At 43.0% G+C, this 17,606-nt stretch carries 19 protein-coding genes and 4 tRNA genes; 18 read left to right on the top strand and 5 right to left on the bottom strand.

Annotation, left to right across the window (positions count from 1 at the left end):
- Positions 1-55 precede the first annotated feature (55 nt).
- On the top strand, positions 56-211 hold the full coding sequence (locus BTW01_RS18275; RefSeq protein WP_202923598.1) for a hypothetical protein: 156 nt from the start codon (positions 56-58) through the stop codon (positions 209-211).
- Positions 212-355: 144 nt separating this feature from the next.
- On the opposite strand, the gene BTW01_RS10105 is transcribed toward BTW01_RS18275, so the two are convergent.
- Complete coding sequence (locus BTW01_RS10105) at positions 356-1,285, bottom strand: manganese-dependent inorganic pyrophosphatase (protein WP_162102859.1); 930 nt, start codon at positions 1,283-1,285, stop codon at positions 356-358.
- Between the two features lie 202 nt (positions 1,286-1,487).
- Here BTW01_RS10105 and hypR point away from each other — a divergent pair, with 202 nt between their 5' ends.
- Positions 1,488-1,859 (top strand): transcriptional regulator HypR, encoded by a 372-nt coding sequence (gene hypR, locus BTW01_RS10110; protein ID WP_162102860.1) that lies wholly within the window; start codon positions 1,488-1,490, stop codon positions 1,857-1,859.
- A 29-nt stretch (positions 1,860-1,888) separates the two neighbouring features.
- On the opposite strand, the gene BTW01_RS10115 is transcribed toward hypR, so the two are convergent.
- Positions 1,889-2,368, bottom strand: a complete 480-nt coding sequence (locus tag BTW01_RS10115) for a spore coat protein (RefSeq protein WP_162102861.1) — start codon at positions 2,366-2,368, stop codon at positions 1,889-1,891.
- A 145-nt stretch (positions 2,369-2,513) separates the two neighbouring features.
- Between BTW01_RS10115 and BTW01_RS10120 the strand changes: the two genes are divergently transcribed.
- The 4 genes from BTW01_RS10120 to rplI all read left to right on the top strand — a co-directional run bounded on the left by BTW01_RS10120 (position 2,514) and on the right by rplI (position 6,277).
- The gene (locus BTW01_RS10120) at positions 2,514-2,663 is read left to right on the top strand and encodes a hypothetical protein (protein WP_162102862.1); all 150 of its coding nucleotides are present in this window, start codon (positions 2,514-2,516) and stop codon (positions 2,661-2,663) included.
- 222 nt (positions 2,664-2,885) lie between these two features.
- The gene (locus BTW01_RS10125; RefSeq protein ID WP_162102863.1) at positions 2,886-3,815 is read left to right on the top strand and encodes a YybS family protein; all 930 of its coding nucleotides are present in this window, start codon (positions 2,886-2,888) and stop codon (positions 3,813-3,815) included.
- Positions 3,816-3,851: 36 nt separating this feature from the next.
- A complete protein-coding gene (gdpP, locus tag BTW01_RS10130) occupies positions 3,852-5,831 on the top strand; it encodes a cyclic-di-AMP phosphodiesterase GdpP (RefSeq protein WP_162102864.1) in 1,980 nt (659 codons plus the stop codon).
- Positions 5,828-6,277 (top strand): 50S ribosomal protein L9, encoded by a 450-nt coding sequence (rplI, locus tag BTW01_RS10135; protein ID WP_162102865.1) that lies wholly within the window; start codon positions 5,828-5,830, stop codon positions 6,275-6,277. The genes gdpP and rplI overlap by 4 nt, the downstream gene beginning before the upstream one ends.
- 127 nt (positions 6,278-6,404) lie before the next feature.
- Here the strand turns inward: rplI and BTW01_RS10140 are convergent, their stop codons facing one another.
- Complete coding sequence (locus tag BTW01_RS10140; protein WP_162102866.1) at positions 6,405-7,610, bottom strand: CynX/NimT family MFS transporter; 1,206 nt, start codon at positions 7,608-7,610, stop codon at positions 6,405-6,407.
- A gap of 71 nt (positions 7,611-7,681) precedes the next feature.
- Positions 7,682-7,825 (bottom strand): YycC family protein, encoded by a 144-nt coding sequence (locus BTW01_RS10145; protein ID WP_003236536.1) that lies wholly within the window; start codon positions 7,823-7,825, stop codon positions 7,682-7,684.
- Between the two features lie 120 nt (positions 7,826-7,945).
- On the opposite strand from BTW01_RS10145, the gene BTW01_RS10150 reads away from it, so the two are divergent.
- The gene (locus BTW01_RS10150) at positions 7,946-8,149 is read left to right on the top strand and encodes a hypothetical protein (protein ID WP_162102867.1); all 204 of its coding nucleotides are present in this window, start codon (positions 7,946-7,948) and stop codon (positions 8,147-8,149) included.
- 51 nt (positions 8,150-8,200) lie between these two features.
- Here the strand turns inward: BTW01_RS10150 and BTW01_RS10155 are convergent, their stop codons facing one another.
- Entirely contained in the window at positions 8,201-8,401 is a 201-nt protein-coding gene (locus tag BTW01_RS10155; protein WP_162102868.1) for a DUF2188 domain-containing protein, read from the bottom strand.
- A 168-nt stretch (positions 8,402-8,569) separates the two neighbouring features.
- Between BTW01_RS10155 and dnaB the strand changes: the two genes are divergently transcribed.
- From dnaB to BTW01_RS10205, 11 genes are all read left to right on the top strand, one after another.
- Positions 8,570-9,934, top strand: a complete 1,365-nt coding sequence (gene dnaB / locus BTW01_RS10160) for a replicative DNA helicase (protein ID WP_162102869.1) — start codon at positions 8,570-8,572, stop codon at positions 9,932-9,934.
- Between the two features lie 277 nt (positions 9,935-10,211).
- Positions 10,212-10,307: a hypothetical protein gene (locus tag BTW01_RS18695; protein ID WP_419724064.1), complete on the top strand. Its 96-nt coding sequence runs from the start codon at positions 10,212-10,214 to the stop codon at positions 10,305-10,307.
- 231 nt (positions 10,308-10,538) lie between these two features.
- Positions 10,539-11,831, top strand: coding sequence for an adenylosuccinate synthase (purA, locus tag BTW01_RS10165; protein ID WP_162102870.1), 1,293 nt, complete (start codon positions 10,539-10,541; stop codon positions 11,829-11,831).
- Positions 11,832-12,056: 225 nt separating this feature from the next.
- Positions 12,057-12,132: transfer RNA gene (locus tag BTW01_RS10170), tRNA-Lys, on the top strand.
- Between the two features lie 9 nt (positions 12,133-12,141).
- Positions 12,142-12,213: transfer RNA gene (locus tag BTW01_RS10175), tRNA-Glu, on the top strand.
- An 83-nt stretch (positions 12,214-12,296) separates the two neighbouring features.
- Positions 12,297-12,373, top strand: a tRNA-Asp gene (locus BTW01_RS10180).
- Between the two features lie 34 nt (positions 12,374-12,407).
- Positions 12,408-12,480 (top strand) — tRNA-Phe (locus BTW01_RS10185).
- A 382-nt stretch (positions 12,481-12,862) separates the two neighbouring features.
- Complete coding sequence (gene walR / locus BTW01_RS10190; protein ID WP_162102888.1) at positions 12,863-13,570, top strand: cell wall metabolism DNA-binding response regulator WalR; 708 nt, start codon at positions 12,863-12,865, stop codon at positions 13,568-13,570.
- A gap of 7 nt (positions 13,571-13,577) precedes the next feature.
- Positions 13,578-15,413, top strand: coding sequence for a cell wall metabolism sensor histidine kinase WalK (gene walK / locus BTW01_RS10195; RefSeq protein WP_162102871.1), 1,836 nt, complete (start codon positions 13,578-13,580; stop codon positions 15,411-15,413).
- Entirely contained in the window at positions 15,403-16,767 is a 1,365-nt protein-coding gene (gene yycH, locus BTW01_RS10200) for a two-component system activity regulator YycH (protein ID WP_162102872.1), read from the top strand. The genes walK and yycH overlap by 11 nt, the downstream gene beginning before the upstream one ends.
- Positions 16,754-17,596, top strand: coding sequence for a two-component system regulatory protein YycI (locus tag BTW01_RS10205; protein WP_162102873.1), 843 nt, complete (start codon positions 16,754-16,756; stop codon positions 17,594-17,596). The genes yycH and BTW01_RS10205 overlap by 14 nt, the downstream gene beginning before the upstream one ends.
- The last annotated feature ends 10 nt before the right edge of the window (positions 17,597-17,606 follow it).

Raw genomic sequence — 17,606 nt, forward strand, 5'->3', positions numbered from 1 at the left:
TTGTTTATAAGGTGTTATGATTGTTTTGCGACATGTCTGTGATTTGGAGGATATAATGAGAAAAAGGTTATATATTTTCGTTTTATTAATCGTTGCAGCTCCATTCACTATTCATCTTTTTGTAGACAATGAAAGTATTCATACAATAAGTAATGTGATAGGTTTTGTTGTCATTTTGGTGATGGCCGTTGTGCTCAGAGTGATTTCTTAGGGTTCTGCTAACAGCAAAAGCGGCGTAATCTTGCGGGGGATGTTTGGGCGCGGAAGTGGTTTTACAATGAAAAACACCTCCAAGTATTGGTTTCGGATCACAACTATCCGATTTCAAACTTGAAGGTGTTTTTTACTTGTTTTATTATTCAGCCATTGCGTCTGTTAAGACAGGAACGACTTGTTTTTTACGGGAAACAACGCCTTTTAAGAGGGCTGTGTTGTTTTCTAATGTAACGTTGAACGCTTTTTCCACTTTTGCCGCCTCGTTACCGATCGCAAGGGCAAGGGAATCATTTTCTAAAATGTCTGTTATAACAAGAAGGAAGAGGTCAAGCTTCTTCTCGGCCACAACGCTAGAGATCGCAGCTTCTAATTCAGCTTGGCGTTTTTTCACATCTTCAATGTCTACTGTGTTTACTTGTGCGATTTCGACTTTTTTGCTGCCGAGTGTGAATTCTTTCGCATCAAGAGAAATCAGCTCTTCCACTGTTTTTTTGCTTAAATCAGCGCCTGCTTTGAGCATGTTCAAGCCGTATTCTTCAGCATCTACGCCAGCGATTTCCGCTAGCTCTTTCGCTGCCGCTACGTCTTGGTCTGTGCAAGTTGGAGATTTGAATAACAGGGAATCAGAAATAATCGCAGACAGCATAAGGCCGGCAATTTCTTTCTCGATTTTCACGTTATTTTCTTTGTACATTTTGTTTAAGATCGTAGCGGTACAGCCTACAGGCTCAGCACGATAATAAAGCGGCTCAGCCGTTTCAAAGTTAGCGATACGGTGGTGGTCGATAACCTCTAGAACCTGAACATCTTCAATGTCTTTGATGCTTTGCTGGCGTTCGTTATGATCAACCAGGATAACGCCGTTGACTTCGTTTGCAGCTGTTTCAACAAGGCGCGGGCTTTCTTGTTTGAAGTAGTCAAGTGCGTATTGTGTTTCGCCGTTGACTTGTCCAAGACGGACAGGCTCAGCATTGAAGCCAAGTTTGTTTTTTAAATCAGCATAAGCAATCGCAGAACAAATCGTATCTGTGTCTGGGTTTTGGTGTCCGAAAATAAGTATCTTTTCCATGATAGCTCCTTATCTTTTTTAAGTAGTATTATTTATATAGTGTAACACGTCTTGCTGCAAGTGTAATCATACTAACCCGTAAAAATTGATGTGAATAAGAAGCATTTTCTTTGAGCTGAGAAGGAAAGCTGTGTAAAATACTGGGTAGCTTAGTTGCGAAATGTAATGTAGTATCAAAAAAGGTACTATTGGAGGGTCGAGAATGAAAAATAATATATATCCAAACAAAGAAGGCTGTCCAGTTGAATTTACGCTAGATGTTATTGGCGGAAAGTGGAAAGGGATTCTTTTTTATCACATGATAGATGGCAAGAAACGGTTTAATGAGTTTCGCCGGATCTGCCCGAGTATTACCCAAAGAATGCTTACTCTTCAGCTTCGGGAGCTGGAAGCGGACGGCATTGTGCATCGTGAGGTTTACCAACAGGTGCCGCCAAAGGTTGAATATTCTTTGACGGAATTTGGGCGAACGCTTGAGCCGATCGTTTTGCAAATGAAAGCATGGGGAGAATCGAATAGAGGTGTGCTGGAAGCGTATCGTTCAAACGGCATACTAAAGGATCAGCAGAAATAGCAGCAAAGGGAACGCCTTTGCTGCTTGTTTTATTTCATTGAAAGAGCTTTGTTGGCGTTTCTGACATCATTTTTTAGCAGCTCGGAAAGGTTGTATGCAGGATAGTATCCGTGCTGATACATGTATTGGAAAATTTGTGCATGCCACTTAATGGCTGCGTTCAGCTGTTTCACCAGCACGTTCCTTAATTGAGGTGTCGCTGTTTCAGTGATAGCAATCGCGTAGTTGCGGACAGATGTTTTGGCAAACCCAAGCAGGTCGCCGCTATAAAACGGGTTATCCGCGCGTTCTTCTTCATCATCTCTGTGCGGCGCCTGCGGAAAGAATGGAAGAAGCTCTCTTAGATTTTGTTCAATGGCCTGGATGGATACACGATAAAGCTGTCTGAGCTCCGGGTCTTTTATTTCTTTTATCATTTTCTTCAGTTTAATGAGCCCATTTGATTGAAAAGCAACCAGCTCGTGCAGTTCTAATGTTTCATGCCAAGCTAATGTTCTGCGTTCATCCATGTAGCAATTCTCCTTTATCCATCAGATTCTATATCAGCATATGCCCAACGCTCAATGTGGTTCATCATGTTTTGAAGTTCTTAAAAAGGGAAATTCACTTTATATAGGACACGGGTTGAGAAGACGCAAAAAGAGGTGAAACACGATGTGGGACATGATAAAGAACTTTTTCTTGTTTAGCAGCGGCGTTCTGCAAGCAACAACCCTTTTACTGGTGGTTTTAATCTTTATGTATGTCAGAAAAACGAAAAAGAAAAACAAAGATTCTTCTGGCTTTATGGATGATAAACATTAATGGTGATGGGCATTCTTTTCAAAGAATGCCTTTTCATTTGTGATGTTTCACATGAAACATTGGTGTGATTTTACTTGCGATTTGGTCTTATGTTAAAATATAAAGTGAAATTTTGAGATGATATAACCTTTCGGTGTAACGCATGTTGCAGCGATGATAAAAGAGCAGTCGTTTATGCTGCTCTTTTCTATTCGTATGTTCAGGATGACACGAGGTGACTAAGTGAAACAAACGAGAGCATTAATGGAGGGCGCTATTTTAATCAGTCTGTTTGCGATCATTGCGCTTTTGGTTGTTTATGTGCCTGTGATTGGAATACTGTTTTGGTTGGTTTTACCTCTACCTGTGATTTTATACACATTGAGATACGGGGCAAAATTAGGTTTTTGGATGAGTATTGTAAGTCTTCCAGTTATTTTTATAACTAGTTCAATTACAGGTGTCTTTTTAGCGATTATGTCCGCATTTACAGGTGTTGCTTTAGGTTTTTTTCTTAAGAAGAAGGATCCTGCAATTGCGATTTTATCGAGTTCTTTTGTTTCAGTGCTATGTATTATGATGTTTTTTGTGGTAAGTATTTTATTTATGGATATTAATATCATCGATAGGGCCTTAACACAATCACAAGAAGCGATTGATTCAGTTGAATATATGATGAAAAATTCAGTTCATACAGAAGAAATTAACAAAGAATTGGGTGTAATGAGAGATGATTTAGACACAGCTCAATACCTATTCCCAACAGCTATTGTGGTGCTGGGTGTAATATATGCTTTCCTCAGTTACCTTATCGCTAAGCCGCTCATAAGGCGATTTTCCCCCGACATTCCTAATCTAAAGCCTTTTAGAGAGTTGAAGTTTCCGCAAAGTGTTGCCGTGCTGTATGTAATGATTGTCATGCTGTCATTTTTGCCTTTAGAAAAAGGCCAAATGCTATACTCGATCGCTTTAAATGGGGAATTTATACTCGGATTTATAATTTTTATCCAAGGCGTATCATTTATCTTTTTCTATTGCCATAAGAAACAATATTCGAAGGCTATGGCTGTGATTGCAGTTATTCTTGGATTTGTGCATCCGATCTTTATGGCGGCCATTCGTATTTTAGGCGTTTTAGATATGGGCTTTCAAATAAGGAATAAGGTGAAGTGAACATGAGTTTTACTCACATGGTGGGGAGTGATAGTAATGCCAAGCTTTTATGAAAAACCGCTGTTTCGGTATCCCATCTATGCGTTGATTGCTCTGTCAATCATTACAATCCTCATCAGCTTTTATTTTAACTGGATATTAGGAGCTGTCGAAGTGCTGCTGCTCGCAGTTGCTTTGTTTTTTATTAAACGCGCTGATTCTCTTATTCGAAAAGAGATTGATGCTTATATTTCTACGTTATCCTATAGGTTGAAAAAAGTCGGTGAAGAGGCATTGATGGAAATGCCGATCGGCATCATGCTTTTTAATGACCAATATTATATAGAATGGGCAAATCCGTTTCTTTCGTCTTGCTTTAATGAAAGCACATTAGTCGGAAGATCCCTTTACGATACTTGTGAGTCGGTTGTGCCGCTTATCAAGCAAGAGGTCGATTCGGAAACGGTTACATTGAATGACCGCAAGTTTAAGGTTGTCATCAAACGGGATGAGCGTCTGCTGTATTTCTTTGATGTAACAGAGCAAATTCAAATTGAAAAGCAATATGAAAACGAAAGAACTGTGCTGGCGTATATTTTCCTTGATAACTATGATGATGTGACCCAAGGATTGGATGACCAGACGAGAAGCACGATGAACAGCCAGGTGACGTCTTTGCTGAATGCTTGGGCGCAGGAGTACGGTATCTTCCTGAAAAGGACGTCTTCAGAGCGCTTCATCGCTGTACTTAATGAACACATCTTAACTAAACTTGAAAATTCGAAGTTTTCGATTCTTGATGAGGTGCGTGAAAAAACCTCATTCGACGGCGTTGCGCTGACGTTAAGCGTTGGTGTTGGAGCTTCAGTCTCTTCACTAAAAGAACTTGGCGATTTGGCGCAATCCAGCTTGGACTTAGCGCTGGGGCGCGGAGGAGACCAAGTAGCGATTAAGCTGCCGAACGGCAAGGTGAAGTTTTACGGAGGTAAAACAAACCCGATGGAGAAACGGACTAGGGTGCGGGCCCGCGTCATTTCTCATGCCTTAAAGGAAATTGTCTCTGAAAGCAGCAATGTGATGATCATGGGGCATAAATTTCCCGACATGGATTCCATCGGGGCAGCGATTGGGATTTTAAAGGTCGCGCAGGCAAATAATAAAGATGGTTTTATCGTGATTGACCCCAATCAAATCGGATCAAGTGTGCAGCGCTTGATTGAGGAAATCAAAAAATATGAAGATCTGTGGTCAAGATTTATTACGCCTGAAGAAGCGATGGACATTTCCAATGATGACACGCTGCTTGTGATTGTAGACACACATAAGCCGTCACTTGTCATGGAAGAACGGCTGATCAATAAAGTGGAACAAATCGTGGTCATCGACCATCACCGCAGGGGTGAGGAGTTTATCAAGGATCCGCTGCTCGTTTATATGGAGCCGTACGCTTCTTCGACAGCAGAGTTGGTGACAGAGCTGCTTGAATATCAGCCGAAGCGCTTAAAAATCAATATGATTGAAGCAACAGCCCTATTAGCTGGTATAATAGTGGATACAAAGAGCTTTTCTCTCCGCACAGGCTCGCGGACCTTTGATGCGGCTTCTTATTTAAGGGCAAAAGGCGCTGACACTGTGCTTGTGCAGAAGTTCTTGAAAGAAACCGTTGATTCCTATATTAAACGGGCGAAACTGATCCAGCATACAGCCCTCTACAAAGAGAACATTGCGATTGCTTCTCTTCCTGAAAATGAAGAGGAATATTTTGATCAAGTGCTGATTGCGCAGGCGGCCGATTCGCTCCTGTCGATGAGTGAGGTTGAGGCTTCATTTGCGGTGGCGAGACGCGATGAACAAACCATCTGTATCAGTGCCCGGTCACTTGGCGAGGTCAATGTTCAGATCATCATGGAGGCGCTGGAAGGCGGAGGGCATTTAACAAATGCGGCGACTCAGTTGTCCGGCATTTCAGTAACGGAAGCGCTGGAACAGCTGAAGAATGCCATAGATGAGTATTTTGAGGGAGGCGTACAGAGATGAAGGTTATTTTCTTGAAAGATGTAAAAGGAAAAGGGAAAAAAGGCGAAGTCAAAAACGTAGCAGACGGTTATGCGCATAACTTTTTAATTAAAAAGGGTCTTGCTGTTGAAGCCAACGCGTCAAATATCAGCGTGCTAAACGGCCAAAAGCAGAAAGAGAAAAAAGAAGCCATCGCCGAACTTGAGCAGGCAAAGAGCTTAAAAGAGACATTAGAAAAACTGACGGTTGAGCTTAGCGCGAAATCAGGTGAAGGCGGCCGTTTATTCGGTTCTGTCACAAGCAAGCAAATCACTGAACAGCTCCAAAAAGACCATAATATTAAAGTAGATAAGCGGAAGCTTGACCTGCCAGACGGCATTCGTGCATTAGGATATACAAACGTGCCTGTGAAGCTGCATCCTGAGGTGCAGGCTGTGTTGAAGGTACATGTGAAAGAAGAAGCTTAATAGAAAAGAGGCTTGGGTTGCGCCAAGCCTCTTTTTTATTGCAAGAGATTAAGAATTTGTAAGTATGAAGGCGAATTTGTTTTTCTTAGTATTTCATAGAAAAAAGGCGGAGAGATCTCTCCGCCTTTTATGCTGAATTTCTTTGTTTCTCTGTTTGAAGAATGTAGTGATCCCGCCCGGCACCCAATCCAGCTGCTCCCATGCCGATTAAGGCTGCAATAAGGAGCACAATCGGTAATGTCCATGAATGTGTCTGGTCAAAGAGATAACCGACAAAGATGGGTCCAATGGCTGCAAGCAGGTAACCGAATGACTGAGACATACCTGAAAGCGCCGCGGCCTGCTGGGCATTTTCACTGCGAAGACCAATCAGCGTAAGCGCCAGACTAATGCTGGAGCCTTGTCCAATCCCGATGATAATCATCCAGATGGCAATTAGGATATGATTGCCGCCCGCCAGCAATCCGCACAGCCCGATGAGATAGACAGCGGACAGTCCTGCCGCAATGCCGCGCTGCTGCTTCATGCGATCAGCTAAAACAGGTGTCAGAAAAGTGAAAGGCAGACTTGCAAATTGCATAAGTGATACCATCCACCCTGCTGTTGACGTATCCATGCCGTGTGAACGAAGAATTTCAGGAAACCAAGCGATGCTGCTGTAAAATAGAAAAGATTGCAAGCCCATAAAGATGGTGACATGCCATGCTATTTTGGAAGCCCAAATGGAGCCCGTTTGAAGTTTTACCGTCCGATTTGCTGTATCTCGGTGGCGCAGCTGAGGTATCCAGATCAGCAGAGCAAGCAAGGCCAGCCCGCCCCATAAGAGAAAGGCCTGTTTCCATCCGCCTCCTATTTGTGCCGCTAGAGGGACACTGACACCTGACGCTAAGGCCGCGAAAATACACATTGCAGTCGTATATAAGCTGATCATGACGCCCGATTTTTCGGGATATTTATGCTTAATCAAACTTGGAAGCAGAACGTTTCCGATGGCAATGCCGACACCGATTAAAGCTGTTCCGGCAAATAAGGCACAAACCGAGCCGGCAGAGCGAAGCAAAATCCCGATCAATAACGTCAGGAGGCCGAGCCATAAGGTCCGTTCATTTCCAAGCCGCTGTCCAAACTTTGGCGCAAGCGGAGAAAGTACCGCAAACGAAAGCAACGGCAGCGCTGTTAAAAATCCGGCGGTCCCATTAGACATATGCAGGTCTGCCCTGATAGAGCTGATGACCGGACCAACTGAAGTGATCGCCGGCCTCAAATTAAAAGCGATAAAGACAATGCCGATGATCAGCCAAAAAGAGGATTGGATATTTTTATGTTTTGGCAAAGCAGTTACTCCTTTTTTCTAACATATATTAAATATAATTCCATAGATGAAAGCAAGTATGCGAACGAATGCTACGATTGTTTTTCTTCTTTCTGCAATTCAGCCATTTTGGCAAGCAGTATATGCTGAGGCATATGCATGATCTGTTCGAGCGGCAGATTCAAGGATTCTGCAAGCTTTTGGGCTGTTTCGGCAGAAATTTGCAAAGGTCTCACCAAAGATCCCTCCTCTCTTCTGTCCATTGTACAAGAATCAGATGTGAAACGTAAGAAGATGTCACAAAGGAATGGAGCAATCCCCCATTGCCCGTTATAAAAGAGAGAAGGAGGATTCTTATGCACACATCATTATCATTATTAAAACAAACGCTGGATGAACATCTGAAAGTAACTAAAAAAGCTGTCACTTTTGAAGAATACATAGCTGTGAGGCTGAAACTTGAGGAACTGATGGGGAAATTTGCTATGTTTGAGGAATGGGATTTGTATCAAAAAACGGCCGATCTGATGATGCATACAGGCTTTCAATGGATGAAATAAGCCAAAAAACGTTAAAAAAACCCCCGCTCCAGCGAAGGGTTCCATTCATTATTAAAATGAGTGTTCTTCTTCTACATTTTTAAACTGATCATAAATTACAAGCTTCGATGGACTGTTTTCTTTTGCCATTTGTTTGGCTTTTTCAATCGCCGCGTCTTTAGATGTATACAATGCTGTTGGCGCCACATTCTCCACTTTAATAAACCAGCCATCCGCATCGACATTGGGTGTAATCGCATATTCTTTGATCATTTTTCAATCCTCCCTCACGTTTTATTTCTTTTTTCCCGCCAATCTGCTGTCCAAAACGAGCCAATCGGCTGCCTGAAAAAAAAGGAAATAGACAATTTTTCTATTTTTTTTCTCGAGAAATGGTAGAATGGAGTTTGGAGATTTTTTAACGAGAGGACGGTGCTTAGCATGACAGACCTTCTGAATGATCGGCTTCCCCCGCAAAATATAGAAGCCGAACAAGCCGTGTTAGGCGCTATTTTTTTACAGCCGTCAGCTTTAACACTGGCTTCAGAAGTATTGATTCCAGATGATTTCTATAGAATGTCCCACCAAAAAATTTATAATGCGATGCTTGTGCTCGGTGACCGCGGAGAACCGGTTGATCTGGTTACGGTAACGTCAGAGCTTGCGAACACAGACCTGCTGGAAGAAGTGGGCGGCATTTCGTATCTGACTGATATTGCAAATTCGGTGCCGACAGCGGCTAACATAGAATATTACGCGAAAATCGTTGAAGAAAAATCAATTCTTCGCCGATTGATCAGAACAGCGACAACGATAGCTCAAGACGGGTATACCCGTGAGGATGAGGTCGAGGATTTACTCAGTGAAGCGGAAAAAACGATTATGGAAGTGGCGCAGCGTAAAAACACGAGTGCCTTCCAAAATATTAAGGAAGTCCTTGTCCAAACTTATGACAATATCGAACAGCTTCATAACCGAAAAGGCGATATTACAGGAATTCCAACAGGGTTTACTGAGCTTGACCGGATGACTGCCGGGTTCCAGCGCAACGATTTGATCATTGTGGCTGCCCGTCCGTCAGTGGGGAAAACAGCCTTTGCCCTGAATATTGCTCAAAACGTGGCGACCAAGACCGACGAGAGTGTAGCGATCTTCAGTCTTGAGATGGGCGCGGAGCAGCTCGTGATGCGTATGCTCTGTGCCGAAGGAAATATCAATGCCCAGAATCTCCGTACCGGCAACCTGACGGAAGAGGATTGGGGCAAGCTGACGATGGCGATGGGAAGCCTGTCGAACAGCGGGATTTACATTGATGATACACCAGGTATCCGTGTGAGTGAAATCCGCGCCAAATGCCGCCGCTTGAAGCAGGAAAACGGACTCGGCATGATTTTGATCGACTACTTGCAATTGATTCAGGGAAGCGGACGTTCAAAGGACAACCGTCAGCAGGAAGTATCAGAAATTTCCCGTGAACTGAAGTCTATCGCCAGAGAGCTGCAAGTTCCTGTTATCGCGCTTTCTCAGCTTTCCCGGGGTGTTGAGCAGCGTCAGGATAAGCGTCCGATGATGTCTGATATCCGGGAATCAGGAAGTATCGAGCAGGATGCGGATATTGTCGCGTTCCTTTATCGTGACGACTACTATGACAAAGAATCCGAGAATAAAAATATTATCGAGATTATTATTGCCAAACAGCGTAACGGCCCGGTAGGAACCGTGTCTCTTGCGTTTGTAAAAGAATACAATAAATTCGTCAACCTGGAACGGCGTTTTGATGACGCAGGTGTTCCGCCTGGCGCATAAACCCCAAGAGCTGATCTTGGGGTTTTTTTAATTCGAAAGCGATCCCTCAGCCGGTATTCATGAAAGCGATTTAATAAAATAGCCCGAAAAGGAGATGGTAACATGGAAACCGTTTTTCATATTGTCTCGCAGCGCAAATCCAATTGTGCGATCGACGCGCCGGACGGATAGGGGGAATTCTCGCGGCATAACGGGTATGACGTTGTCGTATGCAATCGATTATACCCAGTGAAAGTGCCGCCGCTGTCCATATCCCGACAGTCTTCTCGTTTTTTATTTGTCAGCTACAGATAAACTGACAGCAATCGTTTCAAAGCTGAAACACATGGGTTATCAATGGAGACTTGAACGGGCTGGCGAGTTATTCTTATGAAAATAAGAGGGATATCAGGGCAGCATCTCTTTTTCGTGCTAAAGAACAAAAGTTTCATAAGCTTTTGATAGAAAATCAGTGAGAAAACGCTTCTAAACACAATTAAAACGAACGAATATAGATTTTTAACAAATTAATGTTCGGATTTACAATTGACTTTCTGTTTCTTCACTGATAAACTTGACTTGTTTGAATAGAATCGTTTTGAAAGGTTAACGGAGGTGCACGGACATGTCTTCAGTAGTTGTAGTAGGTACGCAATGGGGCGATGAAGGAAAAGGTAAAATTACAGATTTCCTTTCAGAAAATGCAGAAGTGATCGCCCGTTATCAAGGCGGAAATAACGCAGGGCATACAATCAAGTTTGACGGAGTCACATACAAGCTTCACTTAATCCCGTCAGGAATTTTCTATAAGGATAAAACGTGTGTGATCGGAAACGGAATGGTTGTAGATCCGAAAGCATTAGTCACAGAGCTTGCGTATCTTCATGAACGCAACGTCAGTACAGACAACTTGAGAATCAGCAACAGGGCTCACGTGATTTTACCGTATCATTTGAAATTGGATGAGGTAGAGGAAGAGCGAAAAGGGGCTAACAAGATCGGCACAACGAAAAAAGGAATTGGCCCTGCTTACATGGATAAAGCAGCCCGCATCGGAATTCGCATCGCGGATTTGTTAGACCGTGACGCATTTGCGGAGAAGCTAGAACGCAATCTCGAAGAAAAAAACCGTCTGCTTGAAAAAATGTACGAGACAGAAGGGTTTAACATTGAAGATATCTTAGACGAATATTACGAGTACGGTCAGCAGATTCAAAAATACGTCTGCGATACATCTGTTGTCTTAAATGATGCTCTTGATAACGGGCGCCGTGTATTGTTTGAAGGTGCGCAAGGGGTTATGCTCGATATCGACCAAGGAACATACCCGTTTGTTACATCCTCTAACCCGGTTGCCGGCGGTGTTACGATTGGTTCTGGTGTCGGTCCGACTAAAATTCAGCATGTTGTCGGTGTATCAAAAGCATATACGACTCGTGTCGGAGACGGTCCTTTCCCGACTGAACTGAATGATGAAATCGGCGATCAAATCCGTGAAGTTGGCCGTGAATATGGAACAACAACAGGCCGTCCGCGCCGTGTCGGCTGGTTTGACAGCGTCGTCGTCCGCCACGCCCGCCGTGTGAGCGGAATAACTGATCTTTCTCTGAACTCAATCGACGTGTTAACAGGAATTGAAACGCTGAAAATCTGTGTGGCGTACCGCTACAAAGGTGAAATTATTGAAGAATTCCCGGCAAGTCTTAAAGCACTTGCTGAATGTGAGCCGGTATATGAAGAAATGCCGGGCTGGACAGAGGATATTACAGGCGCGAAAAGCTTAAGCGAGCTTCCGGAAAACGCGCGTCACTATCTTGAGCGTGTGTCTCAGCTGACAGGCATCCCGCTTTCTATTTTCTCTGTCGGTCCAGACCGTTCACAGACAAATGTCCTTCGCAGTGTGTACCGTGCGAACTAAATAGAGTATGTTTTACAAGCCCCTGATCTATAGGGGCTTGTTTTTTGTTTGAAAGCTGCAGGTAAGTTGGCCTGAGAAAAAAATATGAAAAAAAACCAAAAAAGTTATTGCTACTTGTATTTGTTCGTGATATTATAAATCTCGTTGTTACGGAAACTGCTTCAATAGAGTACAAGATGAGAACGTAATTCGAGTTGTTTGCTCTATGAAATTCCGACATCTTAAGAGCCATTAGCTCAGTTGGTAGAGCATCTGACTTTTAATCAGAGGGTCGAAGGTTCGAGTCCTTCATGGCTCACCATTTCGTGAAGGCCCGTTGGTCAAGCGGTTAAGACACCGCCCTTTCACGGCGGTAACACGGGTTCGAATCCCGTACGGGTCATTGATTTACTTTAGCGTTATTGCTAAATTCCTTATTTGTCTGCGAGGGCTGACACGACAGCTCTCCAGGCAAATTACTGTAAGGGTCCGGTAGTTCAGTTGGTTAGAATGCCTGCCTGTCACGCAGGAGGTCGCGGGTTCGAGTCCCGTCCGGACCGCCATTTTACTTTACTTCGTAGAGAAAAATACATATTTGGCTCGGTAGCTCAGTTGGTAGAGCAACGGACTGAAAATCCGTGTGTCGGCGGTTCGATTCCGTCCCGAGCCACTTACCAAACGCATCTGCAATCGTAGGTGCGTTTTTTCTTTTAGGAAAAGGCAAATATGAGGAGTGTTATAATAGAAGAAAAAGGGAGAACCGGCCCTGCGGCCGGTTCAAAGAAGAAGACGTCATTGATAAAGACGCACTCCGGTGAGGGGAGGTTTCAGTAAAGTTAACTATTTTAAAAAAAGTTGACCAGTATGACAACAGATAAACAAAAGACGGATAAAGGTGAAACTTGTGTTTTTTTCTAAACCTTTATTTTTTTTATCTTTTGACCTTAAACCGTTATAATAGACAAGGACCCATTGTTTGCATGGGCCATAAGTGATGAAATGAATGTTATATAGATGAAACGAAGTTATTCGGCAGGAGGAAAATCAAAATGATGGATAAAAAGATCCTTGTAGTAGATGATGAAAAACCGATTGCAGATATATTGGAATTTAACTTAAGAAAAGAAGGTTATGAAGTGCATTGTGCTTACGACGGAAATGAAGCCGTTGAAATGGCAGAAGAGCTTCAGCCCGATTTAATTCTTTTAGATATTATGCTTCCTAATAAAGACGGCGTTGAAGTGTGCCGTGAAGTCAGAAAGAAATACGATATGCCGATCATTATGCTGACGGCGAAGGATTCAGAAATTGACAAGGTCATCGGGCTCGAAATCGGAGCGGATGACTATGTCACAAAACCATTCAGCACACGCGAGCTTCTGGCCCGTGTAAAAGCGAACCTGCGCCGCCAGCTGACAACAGCGCCTGCGGAGGAAGAGCCATCCTCAAATGAGATTCATATCGGCTCTCTCGTCATTTTCCCTGACGCATATGTTGTGTCAAAACGAGAGGAAACAATTGAACTGACTCATCGTGAGTTCGAATTGCTTCATTATCTAGCAAAACATATCGGACAAGTGATGACCCGCGAACATTTACTTCAAACCGTTTGGGGCTATGATTATTTCGGAGATGTCAGAACGGTTGACGTAACAGTCCGCCGGCTTCGCGAAAAAATCGAGGACAATCCGAGCCATCCAAATTGGATTGTCACACGCCGCGGTGTAGGTTATTACTTGAGAAACCCAGAACAGGACTAATGCCCATATGAATAAGGTTGGTTTTTTTCGCTCGATCCAATTTAAGATTACCTTGATTTATGTGCTTTTGATTATCATTGCCATGCAAATCATTGGTGTGTATTTTGTCAATCAGGTAGAGAAATCGCTGATTAACTCCTATGAACAATCGCTTAATCAGCGAATCGACAACCTTTCTTACTATATCGAACAAGAATATAAAAGCGATAACGACAGCACCGTCATCAAGGATGACGTCAGCCGTATTTTGAATGACTTCACGAAAAGTGATGAGGTTCGGGAAATTAGCTTTGTAGATAAGAGCTATGAAGTGGTTGGTTCTTCAAAGCCGTATGGCGAGGAAGTGGCAGGAAAACAAACGACCGATCTGATCTTCAAAAGAATTTTTTCTACCAAACAGTCGTATTTAAGAAAATACTATGATCCGAAAAGCAAAATCAGAGTTCTTATTTCTGCTAAGCCTGTCATGACTGAAAACCAAGAGGTTGTCGGCGCGATTTATGTTGTGGCGAGTATGGAGGATGTCTTCAATCAAATGAAGACGATCAACACAATTTTGGCATCCGGCACAGGTTTGGCACTTGTTTTGACAGCTCTTCTCGGAATTTTTCTGGCAAGAACCATTACCCATCCGCTTTCAGATATGAGAAAGCAGGCGATGGAGCTTGCGAAAGGGAATTTCTCGAGGAAGGTTAAAAAGTACGGGCATGATGAAATTGGGCAGCTCGCCACCACGTTTAACCACTTAACGAGAGAGCTTGAAGATGCCCAGGCGATGACGGAAGGAGAGCGCAGAAAGCTTGCTTCTGTTATTGCTTATATGACAGACGGCGTGATCGCCACAAACCGAAATGGAGCGATTATTCTCTTAAACAGCCCGGCACTGGAGCTGTTGAACGTTTCACGTGAAACAGCTTTAGAAATGCCGATTACGAGCTTACTGGGGATTCAAGAGAATTATACATTTGAAGATTTAGTCGAGCAGCAGGATTCCATGCTGCTGGAAATTGAACGTGATGACCAATTAACTGTGCTTCGCGTAAATTTTTCTGTGATTCAAAGGGAACATGGCAAAATCGATGGGTTAATAGCTGTCATTTACGATGTAACTGAGCAAGAGAAAATGGATCAGGAGCGCAGAGAATTCGTGGCGAACGTATCACACGAGCTGCGGACGCCGCTCACGACAATGCGCAGTTATTTAGAGGCGTTAGCTGAAGGCGCGTGGGAAAATAAAGACATTGCTCCGCGTTTCTTAATGGTGACACAAAATGAAACAGAGCGTATGATCCGGCTTGTCAATGACTTGCTTCAGCTTTCCAAATTTGACAGTAAGGATTATCAATTTAACCGGGAATGGATTCAGATTGTCCGGTTTATGTCGCTCATTATTGACCGATTTGAAATGACAAAAGAACAGCATGTGGAATTTATCCGAAATCTGCCTGACAGAGAGCTGTATGTCGAGATTGACCAGGATAAAATTACGCAGGTACTCGATAATATTATTTCCAACGCTTTAAAATACTCACCGGAAGGCGGGCATGTCACGTTTTCCATTGATGCCAATGAAGAGGAAGAACTTCTCTATATCAGCGTGAAGGATGAAGGGATCGGAATTCCGAAAAAAGATGTTGAAAAAGTCTTTGACCGCTTTTACAGGGTTGATAAAGCGAGAACGAGAAAGCTTGGCGGAACCGGCTTGGGATTGGCAATTGCCCGGGAAATGGTTCAGGCGCACGGTGGAGATATTTGGGCGGACAGCATAGAAGGAAAAGGTACGACGATTACATTTACTCTTCCATATAAAGAGGAACAAGAGGATGATTGGGATGAAGCGTGAAAATATAAAAACGATATTACTTTCGGTGCTCGTCATCATCAGTCTTGTGTTTACATGGGGGATATGGACGTTCCAGCCAAACTTTTCTGAAAGCTCATCATCAGCAGAGTCTACTGTGCGTGAGAAACATAAAATCGAAAAAACGACCCAAAAACTGTCAGAAACAGTAAGGCCGAGGGAGATGTTTATCCATGATGACGGCGCTCATTATAAGGTGGATGAAGACCTTTATGAAGAAGTCTGGTCTGACTTGCCGCATTGGGATGTAAAAGGAATTAAAGATATTTCTGATCAATATGACAAGATCGGATTCAAGAGCTGGTTTTATGCAATAGGAGGTTCGAAAGCGAAGCTTGATTTGCAATTCAATGACACGATTCCGATTGATATTTTCCAAACGCTGTTTAAATGGTCGAATCAGTCGTTTGAATACAGTTCGTTTGATCATATTTTGATTCCGTTCAATGAGACAAAAGCGAACAAGAAAATCTATTTGGTATCTTTCAGCAAGCAGCTCATTCTGGAAGTGACCGTTGAATCGGCAAACTACCGGAACATTATGAATGACTTAAAAAACAGGCAATCAAACATGCCGGCGTTCAGTTTGTTCTCCATCGGTTCAAAGAAAGAGTTCCTGCTGCCAAACAAAACGCTTACGATGGACAAAAAAGAATTTGTCACAGAATCGATTAAAACAAATACCTTTAAACAGGCTCTGTTCAGTGATCCGAGCATTGTAAGGGAAGATTCGAATTACAACAACAGAAATGTGCTGACAGATGGGATCAGCCGTTTAGATGTGAATTTGAGCCAGCGTCAGGTACAATTCCAGCAGCGCAATTTAGTCCAGAGCTCATCGTATCAAACAGGTGAATTAATCAAAAAAAGCCAAAAATACCTTGAGGATACCGGAAGCTGGACAGATCATTATCAATTTTTCAATATCGATGACAGCCAGCAGCTAAGCCTCTATATCTTTATGGACCAGATGCCAGTCATTAACAGCAAAGCCAAGCCATTTGGAGCGACATCGGCAATTACGCTTCAATGGGCGAATGATGACATTCTCAGCTATAAGCGGCCGAATTACAGCCTCGGAACGAATCCGATCAAAACAAGTGAGAAAGAGCTGATGAGCGGCAGAGAAGTGCAGACGCTGCTTTCTAAACAAACCAAATATGACACGGACAAAATTGATCAGATTTTCCTTGCTTATCAATTGGTATCAACATCAACCAACGATGATCCTCTCGTTGAACTGGAGCCGGTTTGGGCGATGAAAATAAATGGAAAAATTGTGCCGGTTACAAGGGATTCATTACTGAAGGAGGGGGCAGACAGTGGAGTGGAATAAGACCAAATCAATCTTCATCGTTGCCTTCCTCATTTTAGATATTTTCTTAGGCTATCAGTTTTTCCAAAAGTGGCAGGCTACCAGCAAAGAATATGAAGTCATTAAAAATGATGTCGAGCATGACATGAAGGCTGACCATATCATATACGAAGGCTTGAATAAGGAAGCAACAGAAGGCTACAGGATCACAGCAAATCAAAAAGCCTTTACGAAGGAGGAAATCGAGGAGCTGAAGGATCAAAAGCCTTTGATGGAGATGCCTAGTGATGATCGTAAAGTAACGACCTTGAAAATGAAGTTTACGGATCCAATCGCCCTTTCAAAGAAAAATATCGAGGATGATGCTCAGGCACTTGTTTCCTCGAAAATCCAAGATGGTGATAAATATAAGTTCTGGAAGGTCGATAAATCGAAGAAAGAAATTATTTTCTTCCAAACATATGAAGACCATTATATTTATCAGCAGACCGACAATTCCTCTAATATGATCGGGCAAGTGGTGCTGCACTTAAACGGCAAAAACGAGGTTGTGTCGTACGACCAGACAACCCTTGAGACGTTCAAGCAAATTCAGAAAGAAAGCTTAATCACTGAAATGGATGCGGTTGAGCTATTGTACTATCAAAATCAATTAAAAGAATACAGCATTGTGAAGAGCTGTAAATTCGGCTACGTAGCACAATATCCGCTGACAAGTACGCAGGTGCTGGCACCGGTATGGAGAATTACGGTCGAGTACGATAAAAAAGTGAACGGCGAGAAAAAGACAGTGCAGGAGCATTTTACTGTGAATGCTTTGGAGAGTACGATTTTAGATACAGATCAATAAAAATAATGGA

Source organism: Bacillus sp. SKDU12, assembly GCF_010093085.1.
Classification (GTDB): domain Bacteria; phylum Bacillota; class Bacilli; order Bacillales; family Bacillaceae; genus Bacillus; species Bacillus mexicanus.